This is a genomic window from Rhizobium leguminosarum (assembly GCF_004123835.1).
Lineage (GTDB): Bacteria > Pseudomonadota > Alphaproteobacteria > Rhizobiales > Rhizobiaceae > Rhizobium > Rhizobium leguminosarum_M.
Genome location: NZ_MZMU01000002.1, coordinates 113,802 through 125,901, shown reverse-complemented (window position 1 = coordinate 125,901; position 12,100 = coordinate 113,802). Strand labels below are relative to the sequence as shown.

General features: G+C 55.0%; 8 protein-coding genes. 7 read left to right on the top strand and 1 reads right to left on the bottom strand.

The window, feature by feature from the left end; all coding sequences use genetic code 11:
- Positions 1-2 precede the first annotated feature (2 nt).
- From B5P46_RS01985 to B5P46_RS01955, 7 genes are all read left to right on the top strand, one after another.
- Positions 3-779 (top strand): DUF5131 family protein, encoded by a 777-nt coding sequence (locus B5P46_RS01985; protein ID WP_129417224.1) that lies wholly within the window; start codon positions 3-5, stop codon positions 777-779.
- Between the two features lie 7 nt (positions 780-786).
- On the top strand, positions 787-2,580 hold the full coding sequence (locus tag B5P46_RS01980; protein ID WP_129417223.1) for an ATP-binding protein: 1,794 nt from the start codon (positions 787-789) through the stop codon (positions 2,578-2,580).
- Between the two features lie 6 nt (positions 2,581-2,586).
- On the top strand, positions 2,587-3,549 hold the full coding sequence (locus tag B5P46_RS01975; protein ID WP_129417222.1) for a hypothetical protein: 963 nt from the start codon (positions 2,587-2,589) through the stop codon (positions 3,547-3,549).
- 397 nt (positions 3,550-3,946) lie between these two features.
- Positions 3,947-6,304 carry a DGQHR domain-containing protein gene (locus tag B5P46_RS01970; protein WP_129417221.1) on the top strand — a complete coding sequence of 786 codons (2,358 nt, stop codon included), beginning with the start codon at positions 3,947-3,949 and terminating at the stop codon, positions 6,302-6,304.
- Positions 6,305-6,436: 132 nt separating this feature from the next.
- Positions 6,437-7,459, top strand: coding sequence for a DGQHR domain-containing protein (locus B5P46_RS01965; protein ID WP_129417220.1), 1,023 nt, complete (start codon positions 6,437-6,439; stop codon positions 7,457-7,459).
- Positions 7,452-9,086, top strand: a complete 1,635-nt coding sequence (locus B5P46_RS01960; RefSeq protein ID WP_129417219.1) for a radical SAM protein — start codon at positions 7,452-7,454, stop codon at positions 9,084-9,086. Before B5P46_RS01965 ends, B5P46_RS01960 begins: the two co-directional genes overlap by 8 nt.
- Positions 9,083-10,660 (top strand): ATP-binding protein, encoded by a 1,578-nt coding sequence (locus B5P46_RS01955; protein WP_129417218.1) that lies wholly within the window; start codon positions 9,083-9,085, stop codon positions 10,658-10,660. Before B5P46_RS01960 ends, B5P46_RS01955 begins: the two co-directional genes overlap by 4 nt.
- Before the next feature lie 54 nt (positions 10,661-10,714).
- Here B5P46_RS01955 and B5P46_RS01950 read toward each other — a convergent pair whose 3' ends face one another.
- A complete protein-coding gene (locus tag B5P46_RS01950; RefSeq protein WP_129417217.1) occupies positions 10,715-12,001 on the bottom strand; it encodes a GTP pyrophosphokinase in 1,287 nt (428 codons plus the stop codon).
- Positions 12,002-12,100: the final 99 nt, after the last annotated feature.

Here is a 12,100-nt window from a genome sequence, read left to right as displayed (position 1 = left end):
CAATGTCCGAGACAAAGATAGAATGGACCGACGTTACCTGGAACCCTGTTGCCGGTTGCTCAATCATGAGCGCGGGTTGCACAAACTGCTATGCCATGCGGATGGCAGCCCGGCTGGAGGCCATGGGGGTCGATAAATATCAAGGGCTGACGCGCAAAACGGGAGGACGCGCGAAGTGGACCGGCGACGTGGTACTTGATGAAGCGGCCCTTCTTCTTCCGGAGCGATGGCGCAAACCGCGCCTTATTTTCGTAAATTCGATGTCCGATCTGTTCCATCCAAGCGTGCCGTTGTCCTTTGTGGGAAAGGTGTGGGAGGTCATGCGTCGTACGCCGCACCACACCTATCAGATCCTGACTAAACGGCCGGACCGCATGCTCGAAATGACCACACATCACCTCCAATTGCTTGACAATGTGTGGTTGGGAACAAGTGTCGAGGACCAGCAAGTAGCCCACCGGATAGAAGCACTCAGATCTGTTCCGGCGAAAGTCCGCTTTGTGTCATTTGAACCCCTGCTTGGCCCGGTCGAAGGCGTACGATTGGAGGGGATACAATGGGCGATCGTCGGTGGCGAGTCCGGGCCGGGCGCCCGTCCGATCGACCAGCACTGGATCGACGAGATCCATGCCCAATGCGCTGCGGCAGGCGCGGCCTTTTTCTTCAAGCAATGGGGTGGAGTAAACAAAAAATTGAGCGGGCGTGTTTATAACGGCCGTACATGGGACGAGACGCCGCTCGCGAGAGCATTCGAAAACGCGAGCGCCGCGCAGGGATAAGAGCGACATGCCAAGCCAGAAAAATTTGAGTTCGAGCGAACAGCTGTCACTATTGGATCAAATAAGTGAGCAGCTCGCGGCGTCCAGCTCCAAGCCGGTTAATCTGCCACTTGCCAGCGGGGACATCGGCGGCGAGTTGATCGCAATCCTGTCAAAGGGTCTTTATACCAACCCGCTCGACTGCTTGCGAGAATATGCGCAAAACGCCGTGGATGCGAAGGCCAAAGAACTCACCATCAAAATCACCGGCAACACGGCGATGATTTTCGACACCGGCGTGGGCATGGGACTTCCCGAACTGCTTGAGGCGAAGAAATTCGGCCTCTCGCCAAAATCCATCACCCAGCATGTTGGCTTCCGCGGCATTGGTATCTATTCCGGGTTCGATCTATGCCGCCGCCTCCTTGTAACCTCGAAGCAGGCGGGGAGCCCAGAGGTACTGCGGCTTGCGTTCGAATTTGCCCGTATGAAGGAGCAGCTGGAAAGGGAGAGGAACGATCCGGACTCCTCGCGCACGTCACTAATTGACCTGCTCAGTGCCCATACGACGATTGCCAAGCTTGATGACGAAGATCCGGCTACGCATTACACGACCGTGGAATTGCGTGATATCCAACCGGAACACATCGCCTTGATGGCAGACCGTCGTCGCCTGCGCGAGTATCTTTTGCAAAATCTTCCCATCGCGTTTTCTCCCTCCTTCCAGTTTGGCGCTGCTATTGACGCGCGTCTTCGCGAAGTCGTGCCAGGGTATCAAACGGTTCTGGTGAGGCTGCAGCTTGATGGTCAACCCGAAGAGGTGGTGCAGAAATACGGTCCGACCCACCAACAGCTGGCGGAATATGCCGATGATCCGGATCGTGACAAGAAGGATCCGCCCGCCCTAAATCTCACACTTGCTGCCCCACTGTTTCGCGAGGTCAGAAACAGTGGGGGACAGACTGTGGCATTTTACTGGGCTTGCTTGAACCAAAAGCGCAAACGTCTGGAATCTGCAAACGACAAGCCGCAGTTCGAAGGGTTCATTTACAAGGTCAAGGGATTCTCGATCGGCGACCGGGACAAACTCAGAGCGCTCTTCCCAAGGGTTCAGCTGTATCCATGGTTCACCGGCGAGGTCTACGTTGTCGACCCGACGGTTATTCCCAATGCGGAAAGAAACGATTTCGAGACCAGCGCGTCCAAAACGGCTCTCGAGGTTTCGATCCTTGATGATTTCCGCACGGCTCTAAAGCCCGCTGCTGAGAAGTTTCAGGCGACGGCAAAGGCAGAAGAAGCAATTCAAAAGAATGCGGAGTTGCTGGATAAATTGGAGCTAGATTTCAACCGAAGTGCGGGGGATGAACGCATCCTCGATGAGTCCGACCTCGAAAGGGTGACCCAGTTGAGTAACCTCATTGAGGATCTCACTCAGCGCAAGCGAGCGGTCAAGGACAACGCGCCGCTTGTCGCTTCGACGGACGGCCTGATCTCACGCTCAAAAGGTTTGTTGAAAGCAACGAAACGGCTGCTCGAGAACCCGGGCTCTGAAGTGGCGAAGCGACGGCATTCGGCAGAAAGCAGTTCGAGCGAGCAGTCGGATCACCCGACAACGCCGCCACCAGCGCCGACGCCAGTGAAGCCACCCAGGCTTGAAACCTTGTTTTCCGAAAACAGTATCGAGTTGAACCCGCAAGCGACGAAATTGCTCGAACTCTTCCAGAATGCGCTTGATGATCTTCTTCCAGTGCACAGCGCCGAGTACCGGCGCTTCGTGACCTATTTCGCCGAACGCCTTTCCGACGCCAGCGATCTGGGTTGATGCATCATGCCATTTGCTGATTCCGAAAACAAAATTGCCGTGCGGCTTGCATGGGACCTTCCATTGATCACGGCCTGGACAAACGTGGTTCAAAGGAAGCTGACCTACTTTGGTTTGCCAGGCCCCCGAATGCTGGACTTGCTTGCCTGGAAAGACCAGTTGGATGACCGGCGGACTGCCGTTGAGGAAAATCCCAGGGCTGCCGAAAAGCGTGAAGCGGCCGACGATGCTGCCGCACAGCTTATGAGCAATGCGTTAAAAGCGAACCTTTCCGACGGGCTTCAGATTCTCAGGGGCGATATTGGCAACATCGTTGTTCAAGGACTTGACGACTATGCCATGCGACCGATTCGGTCGAGTACGGGGCCTGTCGAAACCGCGCGTTTTCATTATGACCTACACAATTTCGACTTCGATGGTGGGCTCGGCTTCGTCCAAAAGAAGACCGGCGAGGCACCGCGATTGGACGCGCTGCGAAAGCTCGCGGAGCGTCAGCGAGGACACAGTTTCATTCTTCTGTTGACGGTCAACGTCCGCAATACGGTGGGCCCGAATATTGCCGACTACCTTGACCGGCTCCAACGTCAGGATCCGGCGGGAACTATCGCATGGTACCTCGCGCGCGGTCCTGGTGAAGTGGAATATCGCTTGAAGGCAATCGTCCCGGTCTTGATGGGCCAGATCGCCCAGGCGCAGGGATTCGAGTTGCGCTGTCTTCCGCCTGTCGCATACACCGGCCATCAGCAAGCGCGTATGGTCCATTTCGCTTTCGAATTCCTGGCGGAGGATCTTGTGTTTGCCGGCGTCAATCGCCAGACGACCGAGGATATGCTGACGCTTCCGATGCTGGAGGCAAAAGATGGCGCCTTAGCCTTGGCGACGATCCAGCATCCCCAGTTCAAACCGGAGAAGTGCCGGCCGATCCTCACACACCTCGGAAGTGGCTATGTGGATTCGCTACTATGCTGAGCTAGTTTTTTGCAGCTCGGCATATGTGAATCTTAAGCCTTTGGATTAACCACGTCTGCAACTGCTCGCACGAATGGTCCGATCGGAGCAGTCGATACGGCCAGTCCGTAATTCCGCTGTGTCTATACTCTGAGAAATGATGTGATGCCTTGTCCATTGCCATCGCTGGGCCTTCGCCGAAAGATGGCATGAATGACAACTTTAGGGCGTATTCGCTCACAAAGCTTTGGCAGTAAGCGATAGAATGTGGGATCGAGAGTTTCCCGGATTGCGACCCGAAGCATTCGATTAACGAAAGTTCTTGTGCTCAACTCAGCAAATATCTCAATTCGGCTAGACGCAAGTTTAACTTGAATACACAATCATGGGATTAATTTGCACTGAACGGATCATTTGAATGTTATCTGGCCTTTCTGTCGGAGATGAACTCAAGACAATAGCTCTTGTGCGCTCGAAGTCCTTTGATGAGAAAACCGTGTCGTCTACCTCGGCGGATGGCCTGACGCTGAAGATAAGTGGCGAGGAGGCGGATGGCTGGAAGGTTGCCAAGCGCAACAAGCGCTCGGTTCGAATGGCGAAGGCAAAACCGATCGATCGACAGCTTGAGGATGACGTTTGGTCACTTCTTTTTCGGATGGGCTTCCGGGAACTCAATGCCGACCGCAACTTCAAGATCCAAGTCAACGACAATGCGCCGGCACGCCAGATCGACGTCTTTGCAAAAGACGATGATACCGTCTTTATCGTCGAGTGCACACATGCCAGAGAATCCAGTTCGAAGTCCGTCAAAGCGCTGCTCGATAAAATCGCTGCCATCCGCGAAGATGTCATCAAAGCGGTCCATGCCCACTATGGCCGCGAACCAAGACTGAAGGTCAAGTTCGCTATCGCCACCCGCAACATTGATACGCGTTCGGCAGACGCTGCCCGCGCCGCCGAGGCCGGCGTGCCGATTATCACTGAGGATGATCTGAATTATTTCCGCCGGCTCACCGATATTCTCAAAACCGCCGCGCGCTTCCAGTTTCTGGGCCGGTACCTTGAAGGAGAAAAGGTCGAGGGTCTGAGAACCCGAGTTCCCGCCACGCGTGGTAGGGTCGGCAAGACGACCTTTTACAATTTTCTTATCTCTCCTCATGACCTGCTGCGGATTTCCTACATCAGCCATATGGCGAAGTCTTCAAATGGGGACCTCGAGTCCTATCAGCGTATGGTCAAGCCGAACCGTCTGAAAGCCATTGGCGGTTACATTGACCAGGGCGGTACCTTCCCGACCAACATTGTTGTCAATATCAAGCAGAACCAGCTGAACTTTGACGTCCAGGAAAATTTCGGCGGCACGTCTACCGGCATCCTCACTCTTCCGGGACAATATGGCTCCGCTTGGGTGATCGACGGACAGCATAGGCTCTATGGCTATGCGCATGCCCGTCGCGAAGCGGCCGATGACAGGTCCGTCGTGTCCGTTCTCGCCTACGAGAACATGCCCATCCGCGACGAAATCCAGATGTTCGTCGACATCAACAGCCAGCAGGTGAAGGTGTCACGCAATCTGGTCAACGAGATTGTCTCGAACCTCGATATCGAGCATGAGGATCCCAGGCGCCGGCTGGAGGCAATCTGCGCAAGAGCCGTGCTTCTTCTGGATGGTGCAAAAGGGTCGCCATTCAAGGACCGCATCCTGACAGTCGCCCAGGAGAAGAACAATTTCAGATGCCTGACGTTGACGTCGCTCGCCGATGGTATCGACGGCAACGACCTCATCGGTAAGGTTGGAAAATCGACCAAGTCGGGTCCAGTCGTCATGCAGCCTGGCCCGCTCAGCGAGACCAGCCTCACGCCGAAGCTGACAATGGACAAGGTAACACGCACGCTTGCTATATACTTCAACGTTTTCGCCGAGGCGCTGTCTGAACATTGGGCTCTCGGTGATGCGAAGGGCGGGTACCTCTGCACCAATCTCGGCCTGCGGGCGCTTCTCGTCCTGTTGCGGAAACTCATCAACTTTGTCGAACGGGACGGCGCGCGCTGTGTGTTGATGGAACCCGAGGAAATTGTCGATGCCGTACGCCCGCTCGTTCGCCCAGTCGTAGACTATTTCCGCCATGCGGACCCAAGCGACGTTGCCCGTTTCCGCAACCGGGGCAGTTCGCTCGCGAGCGTCGATCAGAACTGTCTGCATCTTATGGCGATCATTGCTGAGAAGGTGCCGCAGTTCGCTCCAGCAGAAGTCAAGGCATACCTCGAAAGTCAGGATGCGGAGGGCACCAAACGCGCCAAGGACATGATCGATGAGATCAATCGGATTTTGTTCAACGACGTTCTCAACACTCTGAAAGCGAAATACGGTGAAGAGAAAGACGCATGGTGGGTTCAAGGTGTCCCGAAAAATGTCCGCAACGATTGCGACCGAAATTTCAATGAGAGCAGCAATACGCTCTATGAGCGCTGGCAATATTTGTTTCTGGTCAACTACGCCGACATTGTCCTTTACGGCAACAACTGGGACAGTTTCAAAGACCACTACAATTTCTACGGGAAAGGAAAGCGAGAGAGCCTCATTCGCTGGATTTCCAAAGTGAACAAGGCCCGGACAGTCACTCATCATGCCGAAAAGGGGCCTCTATCCAAGGATCAAGTCGCCTATGTCAGCAGAGTGCACGAGCTCGTCAAGGAGCACATCGAAAAGCGAATACCTGTCGACGCCAAGCAGCGATATCTTATTGAAGAGGATGAGCTTTCGTCGGCTGCATGACAGCTGTAGGACGTTCATGGGAAAAAGCCGCGCGCAGTTACATTTTGTGATCGCGGAATCGGTAGAAGTTTGATATCTGCATTACCTGCACAGCAATTCTGCAGTCGATCGCTGCAGAATGGGGAAGTAGGGATGACGTCAAAAACAATCTTGACCTGTATCAAAGGATCGTCGGCAGGCCGGGAAGTTCTTCTCGGCTTTGCAGCGGCACGCGACCTGCACGCGTTCAGTTTTGCCGATGTCCTGGATGAAACGACTGGGCGCGGCTACCAGCGTCGGTTCAGTCCGCAGCACAGTCTCGACTTTCGTCGTTACATCCAGAAGCCGGGCAGTACGACAATTCCACTCACGTTTAACCTCCGCCCGAGTGACGACCGCGCTTGGGCCATTCGCCCGGTTGCGCGCGGTGCGTTTGAGCTATCGCTGCAGAACGGCGCCCGCGTTCTATCGCAGGTCGACTGCCAGCATCGGCTGGGTTATCTTGCCGATCAGGATATCGAGCTGCCGTTTATGTGTTTCATCGGCCTGAGCGAGCGCGAAGAGACCGCGATTTTTGATGTCATCAACGGAAAGGCCAAAGGTCTTTCAAAGAGCCTACTCGACTACCATGACGCACAGCTATCGGGCAATTTGGGAACCGAGCGGCCGGAACTGTTTATCGCCCTGTTTCTCAACAACGAACCCTCTTCTCCATGGTATCAGCGCCTTGACCTCGGCGGGGAAGCGACATCGGGATTGGAAAGACGGGCATCGTTGCGCACGATGCAAAAGGCGGCAAAACAGTTTTTCAAGAGGGTCAAAGCTCAGCGGCAAATATCTGCCGAGGACGCGTCGGCGGCGGTACGCAATTTCTGGGTCGCCTTCGCCGAACTAATCCCGCAGTCCTTCAGCAAGCCACGAAATTTCTTGGTGACCAAGGGAATCGGCGTATACGCGCTGATGGAAATTGCCGCTGACATGGTGTGCGAATGCCAGCCGGAAGCCGTTTCCCACTCATCCTATTTCGCAGCCCTTCTTGGTGATTTCGCGCTCGAGTTCGATTGGTCGAACAGTGGTCCGCTTCGCGGTCTTGGGGGCCAGGGCGGGGTGAAGGAAGCTTTGTTTATAATTCGAGACGCGCGCCGCCGCGCCCGGCTGAAAGTTGCCAATGGCTAACAAAAACATTTTGCTGATCGAGCCGAGTTACAAGAACAAGTACCCCCCGCTCGGTCTCATGAAAATCGCCCAGTATCATGGTCCTCGCGGCAAGCGGGACCGTGTTCGTTTCATCAAGGGCGAGGACCGTTCCGTTCTGAACGAGGCATGGGATCGTATTTATGTCACGACTCTCTTCTCGTTCGAATATCCCAAGATATCGCAGTCGATCGATTTTGCCTTGGAAGTCGCCAACGGCCAAGCGGACAAGGTCTTCGTCGGTGGAATCGCTGCATCCTTGATGCACGAGCGGTTCCTCGATGAGCGTCGATGGCACGGTATCCGGTTTATCAAAGGTCTTTTATCTGAGGGGCCGGCGGTTTCCTTGCAACTGGATGAATTTTCCGAAGAACTCTATTCGAGCGATACTGGTGGTCGGCCGATCGAAGATTTGGTTCCCGATTACGACATTCTTTCACAAATTGACTATCGTTATCCCGTCCGAGACGCCTATTTCGCCTATACGTCACGTGGCTGCATTCGAAAGTGCCATTTCTGTGGGGTGCCGAAACTTGAAGGCATGCAGCGTGACACGGAATCCCTGACGGACCTCGTTCGCGCCATTGATGAGCACTATGGCCCGAAAAAAGATCTCATCCTGATGGACAATAATGTTGTCGCGTCTTCGCGCTTCAAGGAGATCATCGCGGAAATTAGAGACCTCGGTTTCGTCCCGGGCGCCAAACTCTTGAGGCCCGGAAGCAAGATCCCTGTCCAGCGACGGGTGGATTTCAATCAGGGGGTCGATGCACGTATCCTCTGCAAGGATCCTATGTATCTGCGGGAGCTTGCGACGATTTGTTTGAAGCCGCTGAGGATTGCCTTCGACCATCTTGGCGTCAGAAAACCCTATGAGCAGGCAGTTCGATACGCCGCCGAGTACGGGCTGACTGAGCTTTCGAACTACATGCTCTACAATTTCCACGACGGACCAGAAGACCTCTTTGAGCGCATGCGACTGAACGTCTCGCTCAATGAAGAACTTGGCGTCCGGATTTGGTCATTCCCGATGCGCTATCAGCCGACAAACAGGCCCGACCGCGGACATATTGGTGAGAAGTGGTCCCGCTATCAGCTGAGATCAATGCAGATCGTTCTGCAGGCAACCCATGGCATCGTCAGCGGCGCCCCTGAATTCTTCAAACATGCTTTCGGCGATACATTCGACGACTACGCCCGTATTTTGATGCTTCCCCACGATCTCATTTTTAACCGTACTTGGTACGAACGGTACGATCCGGAACAAAAGCTATACGAGTTTCAGGCCGAGTTCGCCAAGCTGGACAGCTACGAACGGGCCGAATTGATGGAGCTTCTGTCGTCTCGCGACCCGCGTGAATTTGTGTTGCTCAGTGAATTTGCCTCGAACGACAAGGTCCGCAGGATTCTCCGCTTTTATATCCCCGCTTCGAAGGACGAGCTCACCTCGATCTGGGCGCGACAGAAGGAGTTGGTTCGGATGGAATCGGTTTCGGATCTCGGCCTCGCCGAAGATGAGCGTGTAGAAGATGCCGGCCTCGAATATGACGAGGAAAGCCCGGCGCGAGACTTGGCGCCGCAGACGCCAAAGCAGAGGATTGTAGCATGACTGTTGAGTCCGTTTCCCGCGCCAGCCGCGCCGCCCTGCTTGCCTCTAAGGACCAGGGCAGTTCGGAACCGCTGGATACCATTGTTGTGGGGCGAGACGTGCTCGAACTGGTCTCGAGCGCGATGTACATCGATCCGATGACTGTCTACCGTGAATATATTCAAAACGCAGCGGACGCGATCGATGACGCGCGGCAAGATGGTCTTATCGGCGCCGACGAACCAGGCAAAGTGTCGATCGACATCGATCCCGCGACACGATCGATCCGCATCCGCGACAACGGCACAGGCGTCGCCAATGACGAATTCTCGCGAAAGATGGCTGCGCTCGGCGCCAGCGGCAAGCGCGGGACGACTTCGCGCGGTTTCCGCGGCGTCGGGCGGCTGGCCGGCCTTGGCTATGCCCAGGAATTGATTTTCCGTTCCAAGGCGGCTGGCGATGCAATGGTCGCCGAATTGACCTGGGATTGCCGGAAGCTAAAGGTCCTGCTGAGCCAGGGCGACGGCGATATTGAGAGTTTGATCCGAAGCGTTGCGACCCTGCGTAAAAAGCACGTTGGCGACTACCCAGATCATTTCTTCGAGGTCGAACTTCGGGGCGTCATTCGCATCCGTAGCGACAATCTCATGAGTCCGGCTGCCGTAGGCGATTATCTGGGGCAGGTGGCACCCGTTCCATTCGCGCCCGAGTTTCGTTTTGGCGAAGAAATCCGGGCAGCGCTTGCACCTGTCGTGCAGCTTGGCGACCTTCAAATCCGAATCAATGATAACGACCGCCCGATCTATCGTCCCCATCGCGATGCTATCGTCCATGACGGCTCCAAAGCAATCACCTTCGACCGCCTGTCGATCAGCGAAATCTCGAGCATGGATGGCGAGGCCGCAGCGGTAGTTTGGGTTCTTCATCACGATTACGAGGGGGCGCTGCCAAATGCTGCCGGCGTCAAGGGCCTTCGTTTGCGCTCGGGCAACGTTCAGGTGGGCGATCATAACTTGTTGGAAGAGCTTTTCCCCGAGCCGCGCTTCAATTCATGGTCGGTTGGCGAGATCCATGTGATCGACCGCAAGATCACGCCGAATGGTAGGCGCGATCATTTCGAACAAAATGCTCATTATACGAATTTGATTAATCAGTTGAGCCCGTTGGCAAGGGAAATTGCAAGGCTTTGCCGGACGAGTTCGATAAAGAGAAAATGGTTGCGCGAAGCCGAGCTTCATCGCCAGCAAATCGAGCAGGCAATTGATGTGTTTGACCAGGGGATAATCGGCGAGAACGAGAAGACAAAATTGTCGACCAAGACCGAGGAGAATTTCTCTCGAATGAAAAAGGCCCTTGGAAATACAGTCTTTGAGACAGCGGAAGTGGAACCGCACGCGCGGGCTTTGGACGCGCTGCGGGTAAAATTTGAATCCTTGCAGGTTGCAACGGTGCGACCTCTTAAACTCGCCGGTCTGAATGAAAGCGAACGCAAGACTTTCACCCGGTTTTGCGATCTTGTCTACGAGTGCTCACCAAATTCCGCGTCGGCGAAAATCTTGATTGACAAGATCCTGGCGAGGATCAGCTCCGATTGATGCGGGCAAGTATGTTCGCAGAACGATGGCGTTCATCGCTCTCGACACATTGCGCTAATCGTCGTTCCGCATCTGGTCATCGTGATAGGAGCAAAGCGAGCCATCTCCTACGCCGCCGGTTTCAACGCTGGAAGACATGACGGCAGATTCTATTCTTTCATGGTAAACTTCGTCGGCTTGATAGTGAGCGACGGCTGCCTCAGCGAAGCTGTAGACGTCCACAACGCTGGCACCGCAAACCAGACACCCGCTTGTGGTATCCAACGCCGCCGACCATGCCAAAATGTCCTCGTCTCCTTCGTGTTCCTCGATCGCCTCGCAGAAATCCTCGATCGTGGCCGGGAGGGCAGACAGTGCCTCGTGGCGAGCAGTCCGGTCAATCTCGTTCCATTCTTCGGCTGCCAGCCGCGAAAGCTCAGCAATCGCCCAGTCTTCGCCGTTCGCGCCGGCATCGATTGCCGCCAAGAACAATCCCTCGACAGGGACTGGGACCGGCATAATTTTCTCGTAGGCCTCCGACGCTCGGTGGCGAAAGCACAGGTCCTCAAGCTTTGAGGCGGCCACCGCGAGTGAGGTAAGGTTGAGCTCTTGCGCACGCTCCTGCGCCTGCTGGATCAGGTACCCTGGAGGGCTGCGTCCAAACACATTGCTGAAGATATGCGCACGTCCGTCCGCGCTGACCACCGATAGGTTTGGTCGGTTCGCAGATGGCGTCACGTCGGCTGTAACTTTTCGCCGAATTCCGCTGGCAATCGTGTCCGCGGCCATCAACGTTATCGCCAGATCACGAAACCGGTCGCGAAGGTCATCTGGCAGGCCCTCCGCTTTATAGATGTCATCGTGGGATAATTCTGCCCAAGCATCTTGTAACCGGGTTCTGACTTGCACCTCGCAAGGGTAACGCATAGGCGACAAAGGATGTTTTCCGACATCAAGGCCAAAGTTGAGATGCAATGCGCGGTACCCGGCGCCGTTGGGAACCGCAATTTGATCCTGAACCTCCGGCTTCTGCGGAAAAATGGGCAACGCTTCTTTCAGAAGTTCGACAAACCGATAGGCGTCCTCAACGTTGTTGCAGACAACGCGGCAGCCGATAAGGTCGCTGCAAAACCACAAGGCATGTTCTGGCCCCCAGCCATGCTTTTCCGCCTTTTTTCTGATACTGGGGAGGGTTTTAATGCGCACAGCGCGCAGCTCAACACGGACGAGCGCTCTGTCCTCTATCGACGCAATGCTTCGCTTAACGAGAGATTGAAGACGACGAGCGGTTTCCCCCATCCCCCTGCGGTTCGCTCTATAGATTTCATTGAGCCTCTTATCCGAAAAGCTGTTCCAAGCCATGTTCAGTCTCGTAGCATTTCGACCAATTCAAAGACTTTATTCCAAAAGCCAGTTCGATTGCTGATAATTGCGATGTACTGGCGTCAATGGTGCGGCCCC

Bases quoted from the DNA above. Each gene is read 5' to 3' on its own strand.
- B5P46_RS01955 (WP_129417218.1), top strand. From the start codon at position 9,083: ATGACTGTTGAGTCCGTTTCCCGCGCCAGCCGCGCCGCCCTGCTTGCC.
- B5P46_RS01965 (WP_129417220.1), top strand. From the start codon at position 6,437: ATGACGTCAAAAACAATCTTGACCTGTATCAAAGGATCGTCGGCAGGC.
- B5P46_RS01980 (WP_129417223.1), top strand. From the start codon at position 787: ATGCCAAGCCAGAAAAATTTGAGTTCGAGCGAACAGCTGTCACTATTG.
- B5P46_RS01975 (WP_129417222.1), top strand. From the start codon at position 2,587: ATGCCATTTGCTGATTCCGAAAACAAAATTGCCGTGCGGCTTGCATGG.
- B5P46_RS01970 (WP_129417221.1), top strand. From the start codon at position 3,947: ATGTTATCTGGCCTTTCTGTCGGAGATGAACTCAAGACAATAGCTCTT.
- B5P46_RS01950 (WP_129417217.1), bottom strand. From the start codon at position 12,001: ATGGCTTGGAACAGCTTTTCGGATAAGAGGCTCAATGAAATCTATAGA.
- B5P46_RS01960 (WP_129417219.1), top strand. From the start codon at position 7,452: ATGGCTAACAAAAACATTTTGCTGATCGAGCCGAGTTACAAGAACAAG.
- B5P46_RS01985 (WP_129417224.1), top strand. From the start codon at position 3: ATGTCCGAGACAAAGATAGAATGGACCGACGTTACCTGGAACCCTGTT.